Consider the following 21471-nt stretch of genomic DNA (forward strand, 5'->3'; position numbering starts at 1 on the left):
ATTTTATGAGCAATGATCGGTTCACTCTTTCTTATATTCATATAATACATAGAAAGGAGAAGTTATGCTGTTAAGAAAATTTGTTTCTTATGAAAGATTCATGGAAGAATCTAAAAACAATTTAACGAAAAGAGAATTAGAACAATTAGAAAAGAATAGGGACAAATTTAGAAAAACGCTTTCTTGCAAGACGAATAAATGAGAAGAAGTTTTAGTCCTACAAATGCATCCATATGACGGACAGATCAGCATGCAGACAAAGCGAAGCACTTAAAGCTTTGTCTACATGCTTTTTTTATTGTAAAAAACAAGGATATTCCAATAACAGGGGACTATATATGTTTATGTTCGAAATAATAGGGCCAATAAAGCAAATGAGAAACTTTACGCTAAGGGGAATGGATATCTTGATGTCCATCCTAAATCTAAAACGTGAATTTTCCATCCCCCAAATGTTATACAGCCTCAGCACCTCAAACACGAGTGAGCGTCATCATAATATCGCTTAAAAAACGAAATATTCCTAATTATCTGTCTGCAAATGAGACAATGCCGATCTGCTGGTATTATGAAAACTAGATACTTCCTTTAAAAAGCTTTCCCTTCACTTAGTGGTAAGATTGTGTTTTCAACTGCTTCCTTTTCGATATCTCTTCCGATAGGTTCCCATTTTATTAAAACGGTTGCGATCAATCCAATCGTGGGGATAATTGTCAAGAAAAGGATGGTAGTTTGAAAACCTACCAAAGACAGGACGACAGGAAATATAAAAAAGCCTAATATACTTCCGACACGGGTTGTACCTTGTCCCCAGCCCGTTCCTAAACCACGCAATTCCGTAGGATAGGAAAGAGTCGCCATCGCCATTCCTTGTGAACCTGGACCAAAAGAGTGACCAAATATAAATAAAGCGAGAAAAATTGTAGGTAATATGACAGAGAATTGATTACCCGTTATACCTAAGGTCAATAAACTGCCCGCAGCGATAACGTAACCTATAATCGCAAGTCTTCGAATTCCTAATTTTTCTGTAAGGTATGATTGAGTAAATCCCCCTATGACCCCAAATATATTAAAAAATATCGTCCCAATAATGGCGTAAATCAAATCTTTTCCAAAAATCATAGAAGAAATGGTAGGGATATAAAAACCAACAGCGAAATATTCCATGCTTTGTGTGCAAGTTATTACAGAGGCTAATAATGTACGTATTTTATATTTTCCATGGAAAATCGCTTTATACGATAGTTTTTTTGCAGGAATTTCAAGGTTTTGGTCCTTGTTGGGAACAATCACAGCTTTTATTTTATAAGTTTTCTCCAAAACATTTGCTGCATCCTTTAGAGGCAAGTGATAGGCTGCCCACATCGGACTTTCATTCATGAACAGATATCTTGTGATCAAGACGATAAGAGCGGCTACTGCTCCAAAACCAACCGACCATCTCCAAACGTCTTCTTGTTGTTCAAAAAAATAAAAAGGGAAAACAACGAAGCCTGTAACGGTGGCGGCTAAGTACCATAACGGGCACCACAAGTTTACATACTGTCCTTTCTTCTTCAAATTGCTATACTCAGCAATAAAGCTTAAAGCAACTGGCACATCTAACCCGACGCCTATCCCCATCAAAAAACGGAAGATGGCGAGCCAGAATAAATTAGGGGAAAGTGCTGCTCCTAAAGCAGAAAATACCATAAAAAACAAGTCTATAAGAAACATCTTATTTCTTCCAAACTTATCTGTATAATATCCTCCGAGTGTAGCGCCTAACAAAGCACCTAAAGCCATGATCGCTGTAAGACTCCCCAGTTCCGTGGGGGAGAGATGAAATTGCTCTTTTAATTGATCTGTTCCAATGCCCAGACTAGTGAAATCATAGGCATCTACAAAAATCCCTCCTAATGCGACTAAAATAATTTTCTTTCCTTTTGGGGTGACGGGATTGGAATTGACAAAGTCAATAATATCCTGTCTGGAATGAATCTTGTATTCCCGAATACTCATCTCCTTACTCCTTTCCAATAAAGTTTGAGATTTATTTTAAACACATTATTCCTATAAATCAAGTTGGTTTTTAATATAGAATGGAAAAAATGAAAATAAAACTTTAAGGTATTGACTTTTAAATGGTCTGTTGCTAATATTTAGAAAAATAAATCAATTAATTCCGATAAGAATAGTATTGATTATAGTATTCCAGCATAACATCTGAGTTCCTTTTTACAAGGCGTATTTGAATCTCTTTAGCTTATTAATCACTACATTAGGGAGGAAATCTATATGCCAAACAATAATCTAATCTATTGGGAGCCACCCGTTCGAAAAGAAAAGAAAAACTCCCTAAGGGAGAACAAGTATTTAAATATGCCGGATTTGAGTTTTTTTCATTGGTGCCATCAACAATACGGCATCAATAGAGGGGTCTATAACACCATTGATCACTGGTTTTATGAACATGGGTTGGAAGAGATTATTTCTCGACGAATCTATATATTAGCTTTTCTTAAATTTGTCAGGGAGACAGAAAATGGATCCGGGCAGCATAAATTTATCCGTTTTGGAAATGGGGGACTTACAAAAAAATTGATTGAATTTTTTCATACTAAATAATTCAAGCGAGATATCAAGACACAACTGGCATTTTCCAAATGAAATCACTGGCCGATTTCAAGCCATAAACAGAAAAGAATCCTTATTATTTTCATTTTTTCTATTGATAGGTGACTGGACAACCAGAACCTCCTATAATTTGCCGCAAGGATCAGAATGGCAACATAGGGGGTTTTCTTTTTTAAAAAGTGAAAACGTAGATGTCTTTCGTTTACGGAAATTTCAATTATTTTCTTCCTGCGGAAGTGTGGAAACCGCTATACGACCCATTTTCAAACTCCCTATAGCAAACGGATCGTTAGAAGATTCTATTATCTCAATTGAATTTGCGAAAGAACGCCCGCAAGACTTTGGTTATTCGACAACGGTGTATTCTTAAGAGAAAAATGAATGTTTTCACTTTTATTGCGTTAAAACATAGTTAATTAATAAGAATAATAGAATTTATAATGAATGAGGAGGAACCTTATGTCTACTTATAACGATTCAAAGCTAAACGAAATTCTTGCAGCAATTAATAATTTAGATTATGGATCCATATTAATTACGATACATGAAGGAGAGATTACCCAATTGGATATTACGGAGAAAAAGAGATTTCCTCTTACAAAAAATCGAGTCACTGATATTCAAAAATCAGCCTCTAAAAGATCATTCCGGTAAAAATTTTTTATCGAACCTTAAGCCTTTTAAGCACGGATAGGCCGACTGAAAGAATAGACAGTTTATAACTGCTTTAGAACGAAACAGAAACGAAGATTCGTAATCATCATTTAAATTTGAAAAGGGGTATATTAAATGAGTTTAACTGTAAATCCTGTCGAACAGCTATACAATGAAGTGAAAGAATTTCGAAAAGCTGCGCATTCCGTTAATCCTTTATTTTTAAATCGATGGTCTCCTCGCGCATTTTCCGATCGGAAAGTTTCTGATGAAGATTTGTATAGTGTACTTGAAGCGGCTCATTGGGCTCCTTCTTCCTATAATGACCAGCCTTGGCGTTTTATTGTGGCGAAAACATCTGAGCAATTAACAACTTTCCACCAATTTCTTCATCCTTTTAATCGAACTTGGGCAGAAAAGGCTCCCGTTCTTGTTCTAGTTGCTTCAAACAAACAAAGAGAGAATGGTGATCCTAATGGTGCACATGCGTTCGACACTGGCGCTGCTTGGGGATATTTAGCAATTCAGGCCACTTTGCTCGGTCTTGTAACACATGCCATTGGAGGATTTGATCGAGAGGAGGATCGCAGATTGTTAAATATTCCGCAAAATTTTGATCTACATGCCGTGATTGCTATTGGTTATCAAGGCGAAAAAGAAATACTTGATGAAAACTTGCAGAAGCGTGAAAATCCAAATACGAGAAAACCTTTAAAAGAATTGGTTTTTGAAGGGAAAGTGAGCTCGTAAAATTCTTAAGATGAAGGGTTTCTATAATCCATTTCAGTGTGGATTTCATTCTAAATCAGAGTAGAGTTTGCTTATTGGAAAAATATTGGGGCTGCTAGGTCATACGAATCCTCCTGTGCAATTGAACAAGTAGTCTTGATATGTTAAAATGAACAAAAATAGTCATTATTACGATTTTCGGAAAAATTTTTATAAAATCGAATCGTTATACACCACTAGGGGTGCTTTTGAAAAGCTGAGAGAGGCATAATGGCCTTAACCCTTATCACCTGAACTAGGTAATACTAGCGTAGGGAAGCGGTGTTGTCGTCATCTTTTTCGAAAGACATGCTTTGTTTTTCGATTGGATGATGCCGCCGCCACTTCTTTGAACAAGAAGTGGTTTTTTTATGCATATAAGGGGGAGAGTATTCGGTGAGCCAAAATTTACATCGGATTGTTGAACAAGTCGATCAACGAAAACAAGAATTGATTGATCTATTGAAAAAGCTTATTTCTTTTAGAACTCCTGCCCCGCCGGCCAGAAATACAAAAGAAGCGCAATCATTTGTGGCAGAATTCTTGAAGAACCTAGGTTTTAAGATTGATATGTGGGATGTTTATCCCGGTGATCCTAATGTGGTGGGAGTTTTAAAAGGAAAGAACTCCCAAAATTATAAGAGTCTGATTGTAAATGGTCATATTGACGTCGCAGAAGTGGATGAAAATGAGGACTGGGAAGTGAATCCTTTTAAACCAGTAGTGAAAGACGGAGTAGTAGTGGGGCGTGGTGCTGCAGATATGAAGGGCGGGCTAGCCGGAGCACTGTTTGCTATTCAATTGCTTCGTGAAGCAGAGATTGAATTGCCAGGGGATCTCATCTTTCAATCGGTTATTGGGGAGGAAGTAGGCGAAGCAGGAACGCTGCAATGCTGTAAACGCGGGTACAAGGCTGATTTTGCAGTTGTTGTAGATACAAGCGACTTACATATTCAAGGACAAGGCGGTGTTATTACCGGCTGGATCACTGTTAAAAGTAAAGAAACGTTTCACGATGCAATGAGAAGAAACATGATCCATGCCGGTGGGAGATTGTTTGGCGCAAACGCGATTGAAAAAATGATGAAAGTAATAGAGGGGTTACAGGAGCTGGAACGTCATTGGGCTGTAACGAAAAGTTATCCGGGATTCCCTCCGGGATCCAATACCATTAACCCGGCAGTGATTGAGGGCGGAAGACATGCCGCTTTTATTGCGGATGAATGCCGATTATGGATCACGGTCCATTATTATCCGAATGAATCTTATGAAGAGGTTGCAAAAGAAATCGAGGAGCATCTAAAAATGGTAGCTCAAGGAGATGTGTGGTTAAGAGAAAATCCCCCCACTTTTAAATGGGGGGGCACTTCCATGATTGAAGATCGCGGTGAAATTTTTCCATCGCTGGAAGTGGATCCTACGCATCCCGGAGTACAATTGTTAGCCCGTTCGCACCGAGACGTTTGTAAAACCGATCCTATCATAGATGTGTCCCAAACAGTCACTGACGGTGGATGGCTAGGTGAAGCCGGTATTTCTACAGCGATTTATGGACCGGGTGATTTGCACAACGCTCATGCTGTGAATGAACATATATCGATTGATCAATTGGTCGATTATACGAAAGTCATGTTGACCTTTATTTATCAATGGTGTCATACGAAATCCGATGGAAAAAAGGAGTGGCTATGATGAAATTTAGTAAAAGATTATACGAAAAAATACAACCTATTTGGAGAAAGAATCATTCTCATCCCTTTGTACAGGAAATGGGAGATGGCTCTCTTGATCCAAGAAAATTTCGATTTTATATGATTCAAGACTACCTATACTTGATTCAATATTCCAAATTATTTGCATTGGGTGCCGTTAAGGCTGATGATGTAGAAACAATGGGGAAATTTTCAGCGCTTTTGCATTCCACCATCAATGAGGAGATGTCTCTTCACCGCCAATATGCGAAACGATTTGACATTTGCGAAGAGGAGCTTGAAAAAGCCAAACCTTCTTCCACTACACTGGCTTATACGCATTATATGCTGCATGTCGGCCAAAATGGTACGCTTGCGGAACTTGTATCCGCTATACTTCCTTGTATGTGGAGCTATTGGGAGATTGGTAAAGAATTAAGCCGTTTGCCGGGGGCTAGTGATCATGAACTTTATGGAGAATGGATTCAAATGTACAGCTCGGAGGAATTTGGAGAACTCGCTCAATGGTGTATCCATCTTCTCGATGATCTTGCAGCAGGAAAACAAGAATCAGAACTTGCGAGACTGGAAGAAATTTTCTTGAACACGACTCGATTTGAATACATGTTTTGGGAGATGGCTTACAACGAGGAAATGTGGCCAACTGAACGGGAATGATAAAGTACTGACGACTTGCCGGAATATCATAAAACCCTCACGCTGTGCGATGAGTACTATTTTATATATGAAATAGATGGTGTAAAAAATTTTATGGATTATGCCGAAAATGATAGCTGAAATGACAGCTATAGATATCCCGAACGATGATTGGTGTTGATGAAAGTTGACGTTTCAAAGGATTTTTTCGTTTTAGAACGCATTCAGCAAACCATTTCCAGCCTCCCGGGAAAAGCGGGAGGTTTATAGATAAAGAAAAGTTTTAAATATGAAGGAGATCTTCAATACAGTGGCGAATATGTTGGATAGGCTTAGAGGAACCTTACCCAAGTCATTTTTCATGCGTATAATGACATTGAATCCTCCTCATCATCAAAATGACAAAGCATTAATTAAACTCTTTTTATAGGCACCTGCTTAAAATGGAAGGTTACATACATACAAGTCCTATACGGGCAATTTTGTGTCGTGTTTGGACATTCTTGCTGCGTTCTTGTTATAAAATGAATGGAAGGAGCTTCTGTTCGCGGGATGATTGAATTAAGCCATGAAAATGGTCGGATAAATCGTGATTGGGTGAAAAAATGCCATTTTCAAAAAATATGTAGGGAGAGAGACTATGTCTTATAAAATCGTCTTTTTCGACATTGACGGCACATTAGTCAATAAAGATTCGACCATACCTCTTGACACAAAAGAGGCCATTCGAAAGCTGAAAGAGCGAAACATTGAAGTGTCTTTTGCGACTGGTAGAGCCCCATTTCATTTTCGTCATATTGCTGAAGAATTAGGAATTGATTCTTTTGTAAGCTTTAACGGTTCGTACGTTGTATATAAAGGGAAAGTCATCTTTGAAAAACCGATTCATCCCGCCAGTTTGGAACAATTGGAGCAATATTCCCATCGATTCAACCATCCCATCGTTTATTTGAGCCATAAAGAATGCTATGCGAACAAAAAACAGCATCCCCATGTAGTCGAAAGTTTTCAATTTCTCAAGCTGGAGTCGCCTGGTTTCCAACCGTATTATTGGAAGGATACTAGTATCTATCAAGCATTGCTCTATTGCCAAGAACATGAAGAGACTCATTACCTTGAGAAATTTAACGATCTTTCTTTTATTCGTTGGCATCCGTTGTCGATGGATGTGCTTCCTTCCGATTTATCGAAGGCAAAAGGGATTGCAGCTATGCTGCAGCACTTGAAACTATCCCCTGATGACGCGGTAGCATTCGGAGACGGTTTAAACGATAAAGAAATGCTTTCTTATGTTGGAATGGGCATTGCGATGGGAAACGCCCATGAAGAGGTAAAGCCTTTTGCTGATTTCACGACCAAGCACGTGAATGAAGGGGGCATTCGATACGGGCTGGAGTATTTAGAGCTGATTTAACGGTACGATGAGTTCAATCGGTGTGTATTTCTTACCATTTTATAGGGGAATATTGAACGGCTTTTTTGTCAGACGCTATACATTGCCCTCTAAAGAAGCAATTTTTTTCAGAAGAAAAGGGTTCAAACTAAAAAAATACTTACAGTTTAAAGCAGAATTCGATCTGGTTTTTAAAATGACGGCTTGTCGACAAAGTCAAAATTGCTTGACAGTCTGCAAGCCTTTTATTATTGGTTAATTCACAATGAATAAAAGTTTTATCTTAAACGTGTCATTGTTTCCTTGTAAGAATCATGATGTTGTTTTCCATTAGGCTATTCAATAGCCAAGACGTTTCAATAATAAGAGGGAAGACATTTTCTCTATTGTCTTTACGTTTGTATGCGTAAAAATCTTTCTTGAGAATATATTGTAATGGCAGCAAAGTTCGTTTATAATACGTTATAAATCGTAATCATTACGATTTATAACAAAAAGGAGGGATTCAATGCACTGGTTCTGAAACGATCATTATGTATGTATACTTTCATAATAAGCAAATAAGCAGCTTATCTAGTAAATCGTAATGATTATAATTATCAATTGATGAATGTTGGATGATGAAAAGGCTTATTTTTTTAAAAGGATGAAAAAAATGGCTAAAAAATCAAAGATCGTAAAAGAAAAAAAACGTCAAGAAATGGTTGAGAAATATGCCGCCCTGCGCAAGGAATTAAAGGAAAAAGGAGATTATGAGGCATTGCGAAAGTTACCGCGTGATTCATCTCCAACGCGATTGAGAAATCGATGCGAAATAACTGGGCGGCCACGTGGATACTTAAGAAAATTTAAAATGTCCCGCATTGCTTTTCGTGAGTATGCTCATAAAGGTCAGATTCCGGGCGTGAAAAAATCAAGCTGGTAATTTTCTTTGATTCAATGGACTAAGATTTAGAAGTGAAAACATTTTTGCAATGAATAATCGTGTTCTTTTCTTTTTCAAGAAAGTAAAAGAATGGAGATTAGAACTTTTACTTGACTACACTGTAGTTCTAATAGTATTATTCTAACACGACAAAATCGTAATCATTTTGATTTGCAAATATCCATTCCGTTTAAGATAAATCAATAAAAAAGGAGAAAAGAGGATGAAACGCTTCCGATTCATGGTTTTCTTGGCATTGCTGATGTGTTCATTAGCGATTGCAGGATGCAGCAACAATGAAAGCCGATCTAATTCGAAAGATTCTAAGCTACATATTGCGACTACATTCTACCCTATGTATGAATTTACGAAAAACATTACAAAAGACAAAGCGCAAGTAGATCTTTTAATTCCTGCCAATGTAGAGCCGCATGATTGGGACCCATCTCCTAAAGATATCGAAAAAATTCAAAAATCAGACCTGCTGATTTATAACAGCCCTGAGCTGGAAACATGGGCTCCTGATCTCCAAAAAAGTATAAATAATGTAAAATTTGTGAATGCTAGTAAAGGGATTTCTTTGATAAAAGGGGCTAAAGAGGAAGAAGAAGGAGATAAAGGATCTCATTTAGATCCTCACGTATGGCTGGATCCGGTATTAGCTCAAAAAGAAGTGGAAAACATTACGAAAGCCATTGTGGCAAAAGATCCTGAACATAAAGCCTATTACGAAAAAAACAGTCAAGCATACATTCAGCAACTGAAACAACTTGATCATTTATACCGCACGACACTTGAAAAAGCACCAAAAAAGGAATTTATTACACAACATACTGCTTTTAGTTATTTAGCCAAAGAGTATGGGCTGAAACAAGTTCCCATTTCGGGACTTACTCCTGAACAAGAGCCTAGTCCGGCACGATTAGCGGAACTCAAAAAATTTGCCCAGAAGCATCAGGTGAAAATCATTTATTTTGAAGAGATTGCTTCACCTAAAGTAGCCCAGACTTTGGCGAATGAGGTAGGTGCGAAAACGGAGGTATTAAGTCCTTTAGAAGGTTTAACCAAAGAAGAGCAAGATAAAGGTCTTAATTATGTGAAAATCATGAAAAGAAATCTAGACTCTTTGAAAAAATCATTAATGAATCCATAATTTTGTGCAGAAGCCATTAATTTTATAAGTGTGCGTCTTTGAAAAATAGGCGCCCACTTTTTATTTGTTCTATAGGAAAGGGGGAGAAGCTGTTGAAATTAGTATCTTTAGATCATGTTGTATTTGGATATTCGCATACTCCCGTTTTAAATGGAGTGTCCTTTGAGATTCATAGCGGGGAATTTGTAGGAATTACAGGACCAAATGGAGCTTCTAAATCAACGATGCTGCGTGTGATGCTAGGTTTGCTAAAGCCTTGGGAAGGAACGGTTACCATCAGCAAACAAAATATTCAAGGAAAACGATTAACCATCGGATATGTGCCTCAACAAATCGCCTCTTTTAATGTTGGTTTTCCAAGCACCGTATTAGAGTTAGTTCAATCGGGAAGGTTTCGACGCGGGAAGTGGTTAAAGAGATTGAGTCAAACCGATCATAAAAAAGTAGAAAATGCGTTAAAAATGGTGGGAATGTGGGAATTTCGCCATCATAAAATCGGGGATTTATCAGGTGGTCAAAAACAAAAAATTTGTATTGCACGAGTATTGGCATCTGATCCGGATTTACTCGTATTGGATGAACCTACAACAGGAATGGACTATGAAAGCCGGCAAGGTTTTTATAAATTTATGCATCACCAAGTCAAACAACATCATCGCACGGTCATTATGGTGACTCATGAGCAGAATGAAGTAGAACCGTATTTAGATAAAATCATCCATTTAGAAAGGGGAGAGCAAGGCGGATGGAAATGTTTAACCTGGAATTCATGCAACGGGCGTTTTGGGCTGGCGGATTAATTGCCATTATCGCTCCAATGCTCGGAGTTTTCCTTGTTTTAAGGAGACAAGCTTTAATGGCTGATACATTATCTCATATTTCTCTAGCCGGGGTAGCCATTGGATATTTCATCCATTCGCCTATTATACTGTCCAGTATTTTAGTCGTTATCGCAGGAGCCATTGGAATTGAATATATGAGGAGGGCGTATCGAACCTACTCAGAAGTATCCATCGCTATTTTAATGGCAGCAGGTTTGTCATTCGCTTTGTTCCTGTTAAGCTTGACAGAAGGCGGAATGACCACAAATATTGAACAATATTTGTTTGGCTCGATTGTGACCATTACGGATCGGCAGTTATATGAAATGATAGGAGTCACAATACTCTTGTTGCTTTATTTTCTTTTTTTAAGAAGGCCTTTATATTTGCTTACATTCGATGAAGATACTGCTTTCACCAGTGGGGTGAATACGAACCTTTTATCGCTGTCTTTTAGCGTTATGACAGGATTGTGCATTTCAATTATTATCCCCATGGTTGGAGTGCTTCTAGTCTCAGCACTATTGGTTCTGCCCGCTGCTTTTGCTATCAGAATGGCAAAGGGATTTAAAATGGTGTTCATCACAGCGATTGCAGTAGCAGGAATCAGCATCTTTTCCGGACTTATTTCATCCTATAAGCTGGGGACTCCACCCGGGGCGACGATTACATTATTGCTTGTTGTCATTTTATTGGTTGGATTTGTGATTCAAAAATTATTATTACAAATGAAGAGATTCATAACACATCAACCTAAAAATATGGATTCCTGATATTCCTAGAACAAAATGAATTCATTAGGCTCTTTCCAACTTTTTCTGTTCAAATATTTGATTTATCAAGTATTGTATGTGTCAAGGAGCTTAAGCAAGAACTCTTGCTTAAGCTTTTATACTTTATGCTCGCATTCTGCCTGGCTATCTCTTTTGATTAGAAGCGATGCAGCGAATTTCTTCCCCATTGTTTTGTCTTATTTTGTTCAGTACTTAGCCTCATCGTAAAATCAATCCGCTTTTTCATGGAATTTTGAATTTTGATATAATGAATCACATCATTCCATCTTTTCGATGAGTCCATAAGCACTATTTGTATGAAACGCAGAAATGAAAGTATATCCTCCGAAATTTGTTCATTCTATCAAAATGACTGGACCATCTTTTAATCAGGGAAGAGTCATGTAAAAATCGTACCGCACGCAACCCTATTCTTTATTGCTTGCTTCAGGTCGATTCAAGTATAGAGAAAAGAAGAGGGTTGCGTGTTTTCTTTTTACCAAGATATAGATCCGTTTGAAAATAGACTTCCCGAAAGCAAAGGAAGAAATGCCGCAAAACGGGAACAGCTTCTGGTGACGGATTGATGACTTTTCTATAGATGAAAGAAAATTATTTTAAGCCTGTATTGGCTTTGACCGTCACTTCAGCGAATTTTTTGTCATCTCGTTTTGGCGACAAAACGGTACCTAAATAAGCTCCTAAAAATCCGATTGGCACGGATATGATGGCAGGATTGGTTAATGAAATAAGCGGTTTTCCGACTATAATCGCGGTGCCTGGTTCCGGGGCAATCACGTTTGGACTTATGATGACGAGTATAAGGGATGAAGCCAGACCCGAAAGCATTCCTGTAATGGCTCCTGCCGTATTAAACTTTTTCCAGTAAATCGTAAATAGAATGACGGGCAAGTTGGCGCTGGCTGCCACGCAAAATGCTAATGAAACGAGAAAGGCCACATTCATTTTTTGGGCAAATAAAGCTAAAATGATGGATAATGCAGCGACGGAAATACAAGAATAACGAGCAGCTGACACTTGTTGTTTTTCCGTTATGTTTCCTTTTTTGATAATCTGCCCGTAAATATCATGTGCAAAAGCAGAGGCCCCCGATAAAACGAGCCCCGCTACAACCGCTAAAATCGTTGCAAAAGCGACGGCAGATACGAAAGACATGAGGAAATCTCCGCCCAACACTTGCGCCAGCAACGGAGCGGCCATATTCCCCGCTGCGTTCGCTTGAATGATTTTTTCGGACCCGACAAAGGCAGCGGCGCCGAAGCCAAGAAAGATGGTCAAAATGTAAAACAATCCCACGACCCATGTGGCCACAGCGACAGAACTGCGGGCCGTTTTTGCGTCCTTTACGGTGAAGAAGCGCATTAAAATATGAGGAAGGCCTGCTGTTCCAAGAACTAATGCCAGCGTAATCGAAATCGTATCGATCGGATCTTTATATTTAATTCCAGGATGCAAAAAGTTTTCGCCATGAGGTGTAGCGTTTTTAACTTCAGTAAACATATTGAACAGATTAAAATGAAATTTCATTAAAACTTAGAAAGAAATAATGACCGTTCCAAGCATTAACAAGGCGGCTTTGATGATTTGCACCCAGCTTGTGGCGGTCATTCCGCCGAACAGCACGTAAATTGTCATCATGATGTCGACAATTAAAACGGCGATCCAATAATCAATGCCGAGCAATAATTGGATGAGTGCTCCCGCTCCGACAAGTTGAGCGATCATATAAAAGATCACAATGGCAATGGTGTTGATGGCCGCAACTGCGCGGATTTTCTTTTGGTCGAACCTAGCGGTAATCATGTCTGCCAAAGTATATTTTCCAAGGTTTCTCAATGGCTCCGCCACGACGTACAGAACAACTAAATAGGCAACAAGATAGCCAATACTGTAGAAAAACCCGTCAAATCCGTTTAAGGCAATCGCTCCGGCAATTCCCAAAAAGGATGCGGCAGACAAGTAGTCGCCTGCAATCGCCAAACCGTTTTGCCAGCCGTTGAGTCCGCCGCCGGCTGTATAAAACTCGCTAGCTGTTTTGGTTCTCTTCGCTGCCCAGTACGTAATCACAAGGGTAATGCCTACAATAATAACAAATAAAATAAATGCCGTTATACTCATACGTTACTCCCCTTGTTTTTATATTCTTCCAAAATGTTTCCTGCCATATCATCGAATTTGTTTGCCTTTTTGACATATACCGTACAAAGCGTCCAAGTCATGATAAATTGTGCAAATGCGAAAATCCAAGCCCAAGAAATATCGCCGATGGCATAGTTGTTTAACACTTTAGTGAATGAGGTCAGAAAAGGAAGCGCAAAGTAAAAAACGAGAAAGAATACTGTGAGTGGTACAAGAAGTTTTCTTTTTGATGAAACAAGATGTTGAAATGGTTCGCTGGCAGCGATTTTTTCGTAGTCGATCGTTGTGCTTTCCAGCGGGGATGATGATTGCAACTCTTTGTTTTCCATATTCGTCACTCCTTTATAAATGATTCAGTTATGAAATCGCTTACATATATCAGAACCATGAGTTTATTTTAAAAAAACAATGGTCCATACGCAATATATTTTTAGAAAATTTTGATAATTTAAGTGGGTATTATCATACTCAGCCGCTATGCTTTAAATTTTCTGGGGCAAGGAGTACTTTAGTAAAATTCGAAATAAGCACCAACTCATGGATTGGAGAAAAACTCAACGAGGCCTTTTATATGATAAGGAAACCTTTTTGACATTTCTTGTGTGCATCACAAAATAATGAGGACAAAAAATAAGTATCGATAACCGAAAAGTGGCGAATCATAACCATTAGGGAGGGATACTAATATGGCTCAAGATGTTCTTTGTGAAGTTCATAATTGTAAATATTGGAGCAATGGAAACAAATGCAGTGCAGATACTATTTATGTGGTCAGTCACAAAGGAAAACAGGCATCGAGTACTGAAGAAACAGATTGTAAAACATTTAGACCAGAAGCTTAATTCGCTAAGGGGTAGCCAATATTTGGTTACCCTTTATTGTTTTTAGATGATTTACATTCGAATTTGAATCATTCATTTCTTATTTTATGGCTTTTATCCCAATCATATGGAATTCATTTTCTCATTCCATTATTGGAAGAGGACAAGAGTAGGTACTTTGTCATTCAATTCTATTAATGGATGACGGGTTAGGTTTCCGTTTTGAATTTGATTTTTAAGAGTGAAGCTTGAAAACAACAGAAACTAGGAAAAATTAAAAGATTTAAAACCTTTTTAAATAATATACCCTTTTTTCTAATTTAGGAAAAAATTATCATTTTTTCAAAAAGATATTGACTATGATAATCATTATCAATTAAGATAATACTTGCAATCGATAATGAAAATCATTCTCAATATATGAATTGAAACCCCCTCTTTCTGTTATGAATGGAGAATGAGAAAAATAAAGGAGTGGTGAAGGATGAAAGCACCTGTTTTTGCACATATAGGAAATCAAGACCTATTGGCGATGCAAGAAAAAAGAGAATCGAATGCCAGGTCATATCCAAGAAGGCTCCCTCTTGCGATTAAAAGAGCTGAAGGCATTTATATAACAGATATGAATGGCAAGCAGTACATTGATTGTTTGGCAGGTGCGGGTACGCTGGCATTGGGTCACAATCATGAAGTGATACGAGAAGCCATTGAAAAAGTCCTGCAAGCGTATGTGCCATTGCATACGCTTGACCTAACCACACCAATTAAAGAAGCCTTTATTGATGAACTATTTGCTTCTTTACCTTCTTCGTTTGCTGAAAAGTCAAAAATCCATTTTTGTGGACCAACGGGAGCTGATGCAGTCGAAGCTGCTTTGAAACTTGTGAAAACAGCAACGGGAAATCGAACGATATTATCATTTCAAGGAGGGTATCACGGTTCGACTCATGGAACGTTAAGCATCTCCGGAACGACAAACCCGAAAAAGAGGATTCACGCGCTTGTTCCTGATACCCATTTTCTTCCTTATCCGTATGCCTATCGCTGCCCGTTTGGTATAGGAGCAGAAGGACACCGTATCAGCAGCACATACATTGAACATTTATTAGACGATCCAGAAAGTGGAATCGTTTCGCCGGCAGGAATTATTGTGGAAGTGGTTCAAGGAGAGGGAGGTTCGATTCCAGCCCCGATCGAATGGCTCAGAGAACTTCGACGAATCACTAAAGAACGTAATATTCCTCTTATCATTGATGAAGTGCAAACAGGTATCGGTCGAACGGGAAAAATGTTTGCTTTTGAACATGCAGGAATCGAACCGGACGTTCTTGTTTTATCCAAAGCCATCGGAGGAAGTTTGCCTTTATCCGTCGTTCTTTATGACAGAAGTCTTGATCAATGGGAGCCAGGGGCCCATATCGGAACGTTTCGCGGAAACCAAATGGCAATGGCAACGGGAAAAGCTACTATACAGTTTGTGAAAGAATATCACTTGCCAGAGCATGCTCATGAATTAGGACAATATGCCATGGGGCAATTAAAACAAATGCAAAAACAAGTTTCTTCCATCGGTGATGTAAGAGGCAGGGGTCTTATGATCGGGATTGAAATCATTGATCCGACCAAACAACCAAATACGATCGGAAGTTACCCTGCCCATCCAGAGCTTGCCAAGAAGATTCAGCAAGAATGTTTTAACCGCGGGTTGATTTTGGAAGTTGGGGGTCGTTTCAGCTCCGTCATTCGACTGTTGCCGCCGTTAATTATTTCAAAAGAACAAATCGGTGATGTGTTGCAGCGCTTTTATAAAGCAGTAATAAATGCTGAATCTTATTTTGGATTGCGCTAGAAGGTGATGGGTATGAATTCCAATTTTCAAAAATGGTTTCTTCATCCTGACGGTAAAAGCGAGGAAACCTATCGCTTACTCATGAATGAGATCATGACATTAATATGTGAACAAACGAAAAAGGCGAAAAAGCCATTTTCCGGGACAAGCTGTTTGGAGATAGAGGAAAAAGTGAAGGAGGCGCTCCACATACCAATCGCCGGCCAAGAAGTAGCGAAAGTGATGGCGGAAATTCAAGACGTTATTGTGGGAGATTCGTTATGGATTTCCCATCCTTCCGCTATGGCACACCTGCATTGTCCCCCTTTGCTTCCATCGATTGCGGCAGAAACGATGATTGGAGCGTTAAATCAGTCGATGGATTCATGGGATCAAAGCCCCTCTGCTACCTATGTGGAAGAGGCGCTTGTGAAATTTTTTACTCAAAAAATTGGCTATTCTCATGAAGCTGATGGTGTGTTTACAAGCGGGGGCACTCAATCTAATTATATGGGATTGCTGCTTGCTCGGAATAAAGCATGTGAAACGTACTTCAAGGTGAATGCCCATCAAAAGGGTTTGCCATATGAAGCAAATAAGCTGCGCATCCTTTGCTCGGAGCATGCTCATTTTACTGTGCAGCAGTCGGCCGCACAGCTTGGATTGGGAGCGAATGCCGTAGTGACAGTATCGACAGATGATCAGCAGAAGCTGTCCATAGATGATGCGAGGGACAAACTGAAAAAGCTTCGTCGAGAAGGATTGATTCCTTTTATGATAGTAGCGACAGCAGGGACAACAGATTTTGGAAGCATTGATAGTATAAGTGAGACGGCACGATTGGCAAAGGACGAAGGATTATGGCTTCATGTCGATGCCGCCTATGGCGGAGCGCTTCTCTTTTCACATCAATATCGGTCTTTATTAGATGGATTGCATTTGGCTGATTCGATCACCATCGATTTTCATAAGTTATACTATCAATCCATCAGCTGCGGTGCTTTTTTTGTGAAAAATAAGCAAGATTTTCACCGTATTGCTTATCATGCGGATTATTTGAATCCTGAGGAAGATCAGGAAAAAGGGATGATCCACCTTGTTGAAAAAAGTGTTCAGACAACGAGGCGTTTCGACGCTTTGAAATTATGGATGACTTTCAAATTATTAGGGACCGATCTCTTGGGGCAGATGATTGATTATACGATTGATTTAGCGAAAGAAACGGCATCTCTCATGAAAAAAGATCCTTGTTTTGAAGTACCGGTCCATCCGGAAATGAATGCCATTCTGTTCCGCTATTTACCGTCACAACGTATGGAAGACCGAAAGTATGTGGATGAAATGAACCGTAAGATGCAGCAAGCCCTTTACGAAAACGGCGAGTTGATTATAGCCAAAACAAAACAAAATGGAAAACTATATTTAAAATGCACGATGCTTAATCCGCTTAATACGATCGATCATATGAAGAACCATATAGAACGGATGAAGAGATTGGGAGAAAAAATAGAGAAAGAGCAAGGAGAGAAAAGGCATGAATATTCCATTCATTACGAGCCACATTACAATGCAAAACTTAATTAATTGTTATGTAAAAGAGACGGGAAGAGGAGAATGGAAGCATCCGGATGACATTCCTGTTCAAGTCCAAATACCAGATGTTCCCTATGTATTAGTACTTTCTTTTGGTCAGCAGTCTGTTACAGTATATGTTCCTGTTCAGTATAAGTCGCCAACAGGCCGCCACCTCTATTCATCTCCTATTTATTATCAATTGAGAGATGGGGAAATGGAAGAACTCGACTATGTCACATTGGCTTTGTTGATTCAAAAAGAATGCAGACTCGAATCGGACAAGCCCATTCATTCAGACGAACTGATCCTTCGTATCCTTTTAAGCTATCAGAATATGAAAACCATTCTTACAGAAAGAAAGGAGGATATAGAAGAATGCTATCAAAAAGAAAAAACCTACCTCCAATCGGAACAGTCATTGATCGTCGGACACCAGCTCCATCCGACGCCGAAAAGCCGACAAGGAATCGATGAAGATGAAGAGCATATCTTTGCTCCTGAACGAAAAGGAGCTTTTCAGCTTCATTATTTTCGAATTGTGAATGAACTGGTGGAAGAAGATTCTGTATTGGCAAAAAAGGCATCCACTCTTATTAAAGAAGAACTGTTGTATGATCCTTTGGTTTCAAAAGCTTTTAAAGAAAAATATTGTCAGAAAGATGGTTTTTCTCTTATACCAGTTCACCCGCTTCAGGCAAGGAAGCTTTTGGGGAATGAATATGTGTGTGACCTGATCCAATCAGGGAAAATGGCTTATCTTGGACCTCATGGAAGAAAATATTATCCAACTTCTTCCGTACGAACTGTATACCACCCAGAGGCAAAGTTCATGTATAAATTTTCGATTCCGGTGAAAATCACCAATTCGTTGCGTATTAATAAGCGAAAAGAGCTGCATCGCGGGGTGGAAGTGAGTCGTTTGCTTCACGGAGAGATTCGTGAACAATTACAAGAACAGCACCCTTCATTTCGCATTATTGAAGATCCTGCTTATATTTCGTTAAAATCCGATTCTTATGAAACCGGATTCGAAGTCGTCATTCGTGATAATCCATTTCAAGAAGGAAATGAACTTCGGACTACTTTATTAGCGGCGTTATGTCAAGACCATATTACAGGAGGACGTTCCCATCTAACCAACATCATTTTGGACATTGCACATCGAGAAGGGACTTCCGTTGCGGAAGTGAGCGAGGAGTGGTTTGCTCGTTATTTAGAGATCAGTTTGCGGCCTCTTTACTGGTTATACGAAACGTATGGGATTGCCTTAGAAGCCCATCAGCAAAACTCCATCGTCAAACTGGACGAAGAAGGTTATCCATCCACTTTCTATTATCGCGATAACCAAGGCTATTATTTTATGAGATCAAAAGCGGAAGCTCTTAAAAAACTGGTTGGCACTTTAAACGAAAAAAGCGACACAGTATGCGACGATGCTATTGCAAAGGAGCGTTTTTGCTACTACGTATTGTTTAATCATTTATTTGGTTTAATCAACGCGTTCGGAGTGAACCGTTTAATAGATGAAAATCGTTTGTTGATCATGGTTAAAGAAGAGTTGAATCAATTAAAAGCTCAACTGGGTGATCGTACGAATTTGATAGAATCTCTGCTAACGGAAAGAGAGCTGCCGAGCAAGGGGAACTTACTGACAAGAGTGCATGATATGGACGAGCTTGTAGGGTCTCTTGCATCGCAATCCGTTTATGTTCGAGTACCTAATCCAATCGTTGCTGCGGTGGGTGAATGGCATGAAGTGTAATATCATGGCTCAACAGAGCTATCCATTTGAAAGGTATGATCCCGTCATTCAAAAAAAGATTACATTTCGGCCGGTTCGTTTAGAAGAAGATGTGAGTCGGCTTCATTCATGGATGCATGAGCCGCATGTCATTCCCTTTTGGAACTTAAATATCCCTTTTACCGAGTATAAAGCACATTTACAGAAATTTCTGCATGACGATCATCAAATACTTCTCATTGGAGAAATGGACGGAATTCCAATGAGCTATTGGGAGTCCTACTGGGTGAAGGATGATATTATCGGGAAATATTATCAATTTGATGAATATGATCAAGGCATTCATTTATTGATTGGACCAAAGGAGTTTTTAGGAAAAGGCTACATTTATCCGTTATTGTTAACCATTTTGCATAAAAAATTTCAAGTACAAGAAACGACTCGCATTGTGGCCGAGCCCGATGTGAAAAATAAAAAAATGATTCATATATTCCAAAAATGCGGTTTTCAGCCCGTAAAGGAGGTCGATCTCCCTGATAAAACAGGATTATTTATGATTTGTGAGAGGAAAGGATTTGAAAAAAGATGGACAGATTGGCAAGAGAACAGATTTTAGATGTAATTGGCGTCGGAATCGGCCCTTTTAATCTTGGATTGGCTGCTTTACTGGAAAAAACAGATTGTCGTTCCATATTTTTTGATCGAAAAGATCAATTTGACTGGCATCCGGGAATGTTGTTGGAGGGAACGACTCTGCAGGTACCTTTTATGGCAGATGCCGTAACGATGGTCGATCCAACAAGCCGTTTCAGCTTTCTCAACTATTTACATGAGCATAACAGGTTGTATCGTTTTTACTTTTTTGAAAAATTCCTAATCCCACGTACAGAATACAATCACTATTGTCAATGGGTGGCCAGCCATCTTCCACAGCTTCAGTTTGGATGTGAAGTAGAGAACATTGAGCAAACAGAAGAAGGATATTATCGAGTGACCGTTTATTGCCAGAAAGAAAAGGAAAGAAAAACGTATCACACAAAACATGTAGTAGTAGGCGTAGGAACGAGACCGTACGTTCCCGATAAGTTTCAAAACGTTCTTGGTGATCGAGTTTTTCATTCTGGACAGTATTTGACCAAGCGAGATAATATTTTGAACGCGAATTCGATTACGGTGATTGGATCCGGACAGAGTGCAGCGGAGATTTTTCATGATCTTTTGTTAAAGCAGCCGGAACATGATTACCAATTGAACTGGTTTACAAGATCCAAAGGATTTTATCCGATGGAATATTCTAAACTTGGTCTTGAGCATTTTTCGCCAGATTATACACGATATTTCTATAGGCTGCCGAAAGAAAAGAAAAAAGAAGTTTTGAGCAAACAAGCGCTGCTATACAAAGGGATCAGCTTTAAGACCATTGCCGACATTTACGAGTTATTGTATGAACGGACAGTGGGAAATAAAGTGCTGAATGTTCATCTGCAAGCATTAACCGAATTAGTGTCTATAGAAGAGTGGGATCATCTATATCGTTTAACGCTGTACCAACATGAACAAGAAAAGAGTCACCAATTGAATAGTGATGTTGTGATCCTGGCAACGGGATATCATCCTTATATCCCGGATTGTTTGCAAGGAATCAAGCATATCGTGGATTGGGATGAGGACGGACAACTTGTCATTCAGGAAAATTATAAAGTGAAGTTGAACAAGGAAGGGCAAAACCACATATTCGTTCAAAACGGCGAACTTCATACCCACGGTGTCGGTGCACCTGATTTGGGACTAGGCGCCTTTCGAAATGCAACGATTATCAATCAGTTGGCAGGAAAAGAAATTTACCAAACCTATGAAAAAAATGTGTTTCAACAATTCGGGCTGTAGAAAAA

Annotated in this window: 18 protein-coding genes, 1 pseudogene and 1 riboswitch; of the genes and pseudogenes, 16 read left to right on the top strand and 3 right to left on the bottom strand. The window is 39.0% G+C overall.

From position 1 onward, the window contains the following. Positions 1-588 precede the first annotated feature (588 nt). Positions 589-2004 (bottom strand): MFS transporter, encoded by a 1416-nt coding sequence (locus tag NST81_RS05880; RefSeq protein ID WP_341028862.1) that lies wholly within the window; start codon positions 2002-2004, stop codon positions 589-591. Positions 2005-2280: 276 nt separating this feature from the next. Between NST81_RS05880 and NST81_RS05885 the strand changes: the two genes are divergently transcribed. The 10 genes from NST81_RS05885 (at position 2281) to NST81_RS05930 (ending at position 11454) form a co-directional block, all read left to right on the top strand. After that, positions 2281-2610, top strand: coding sequence for a hypothetical protein (locus tag NST81_RS05885; protein ID WP_244878045.1), 330 nt, complete (start codon positions 2281-2283; stop codon positions 2608-2610). Positions 2611-3078: 468 nt separating this feature from the next. Continuing rightward, complete coding sequence (locus NST81_RS05890; RefSeq protein ID WP_048622960.1) at positions 3079-3273, top strand: YezD family protein; 195 nt, start codon at positions 3079-3081, stop codon at positions 3271-3273. Positions 3274-3408: 135 nt separating this feature from the next. After that, positions 3409-4023: a nitroreductase family protein gene (locus NST81_RS05895; RefSeq protein WP_341028863.1), complete on the top strand. Its 615-nt coding sequence runs from the start codon at positions 3409-3411 to the stop codon at positions 4021-4023. Positions 4024-4230: 207 nt separating this feature from the next. Beyond that, a riboswitch (TPP riboswitch) is annotated at positions 4231-4336 on the top strand. A gap of 101 nt (positions 4337-4437) precedes the next feature. Continuing rightward, entirely contained in the window at positions 4438-5733 is a 1296-nt protein-coding gene (locus NST81_RS05900) for an acetylornithine deacetylase (protein ID WP_048622962.1), read from the top strand. Next, on the top strand, positions 5733-6410 hold the full coding sequence (gene tenA, locus NST81_RS05905; protein ID WP_040341359.1) for a thiaminase II: 678 nt from the start codon (positions 5733-5735) through the stop codon (positions 6408-6410). Before NST81_RS05900 ends, tenA begins: the two co-directional genes overlap by 1 nt. Positions 6411-7029: 619 nt before the next feature. Then, the gene (locus NST81_RS05910) at positions 7030-7803 is read left to right on the top strand and encodes a Cof-type HAD-IIB family hydrolase (protein ID WP_341028868.1); all 774 of its coding nucleotides are present in this window, start codon (positions 7030-7032) and stop codon (positions 7801-7803) included. Between the two features lie 634 nt (positions 7804-8437). Then, positions 8438-8707, top strand: a complete 270-nt coding sequence (gene rpsN, locus NST81_RS05915; RefSeq protein WP_048622964.1) for a 30S ribosomal protein S14 — start codon at positions 8438-8440, stop codon at positions 8705-8707. Between the two features lie 223 nt (positions 8708-8930). Continuing rightward, on the top strand, positions 8931-9860 hold the full coding sequence (locus NST81_RS05920; protein ID WP_341028869.1) for a metal ABC transporter substrate-binding protein: 930 nt from the start codon (positions 8931-8933) through the stop codon (positions 9858-9860). Positions 9861-9952: 92 nt separating this feature from the next. Then, on the top strand, positions 9953-10660 hold the full coding sequence (locus NST81_RS05925; protein WP_003354222.1) for a metal ABC transporter ATP-binding protein: 708 nt from the start codon (positions 9953-9955) through the stop codon (positions 10658-10660). Next, positions 10606-11454, top strand: coding sequence for an iron chelate uptake ABC transporter family permease subunit (locus NST81_RS05930; protein ID WP_327797594.1), 849 nt, complete (start codon positions 10606-10608; stop codon positions 11452-11454). Before NST81_RS05925 ends, NST81_RS05930 begins: the two co-directional genes overlap by 55 nt. A 612-nt stretch (positions 11455-12066) precedes the next feature. Here NST81_RS05930 and NST81_RS05935 read toward each other — a convergent pair. Together NST81_RS05935 and NST81_RS05940 are read right to left on the bottom strand one after the other, a co-directional pair. Then, positions 12067-13593: pseudogene (locus NST81_RS05935) on the bottom strand (solute symporter family protein). Next, positions 13590-13943, bottom strand: coding sequence for a DUF485 domain-containing protein (locus NST81_RS05940; protein WP_048622970.1), 354 nt, complete (start codon positions 13941-13943; stop codon positions 13590-13592). The pseudogene NST81_RS05935 and the gene NST81_RS05940 overlap by 4 nt, the downstream one beginning before the upstream one ends. A 357-nt stretch (positions 13944-14300) precedes the next feature. On the opposite strand from NST81_RS05940, the gene NST81_RS05945 reads away from it, so the two are divergent. From NST81_RS05945 to NST81_RS05970, 6 genes are all read left to right on the top strand, one after another. Further along, on the top strand, positions 14301-14456 hold the full coding sequence (locus tag NST81_RS05945; protein ID WP_082142263.1) for a DUF1540 domain-containing protein: 156 nt from the start codon (positions 14301-14303) through the stop codon (positions 14454-14456). Positions 14457-14919: 463 nt separating this feature from the next. Beyond that, positions 14920-16284: an aspartate aminotransferase family protein gene (locus NST81_RS05950; RefSeq protein ID WP_341028876.1), complete on the top strand. Its 1365-nt coding sequence runs from the start codon at positions 14920-14922 to the stop codon at positions 16282-16284. A gap of 12 nt (positions 16285-16296) precedes the next feature. Next, positions 16297-17847, top strand: coding sequence for a pyridoxal phosphate-dependent decarboxylase family protein (locus tag NST81_RS05955; protein WP_341028878.1), 1551 nt, complete (start codon positions 16297-16299; stop codon positions 17845-17847). After that, positions 17798-19600 carry an IucA/IucC family protein gene (locus tag NST81_RS05960; protein WP_341028880.1) on the top strand — a complete coding sequence of 601 codons (1803 nt, stop codon included), beginning with the start codon at positions 17798-17800 and terminating at the stop codon, positions 19598-19600. Before NST81_RS05955 ends, NST81_RS05960 begins: the two co-directional genes overlap by 50 nt. Beyond that, a complete protein-coding gene (locus tag NST81_RS05965) occupies positions 19590-20195 on the top strand; it encodes a GNAT family N-acetyltransferase (RefSeq protein WP_341028881.1) in 606 nt (201 codons plus the stop codon). The genes NST81_RS05960 and NST81_RS05965 overlap by 11 nt, the downstream gene beginning before the upstream one ends. Further along, positions 20165-21466: a lysine N(6)-hydroxylase/L-ornithine N(5)-oxygenase family protein gene (locus tag NST81_RS05970; protein WP_341028884.1), complete on the top strand. Its 1302-nt coding sequence runs from the start codon at positions 20165-20167 to the stop codon at positions 21464-21466. Before NST81_RS05965 ends, NST81_RS05970 begins: the two co-directional genes overlap by 31 nt. Positions 21467-21471 lie beyond the last annotated feature (5 nt).

The sequence above is a fragment of the Bacillus sp. FSL W8-0223 genome (assembly GCF_038006805.1).
Taxonomy (GTDB): Bacteria; Bacillota; Bacilli; order Bacillales; family DSM-4216; genus Bacillus_O; species Bacillus_O smithii.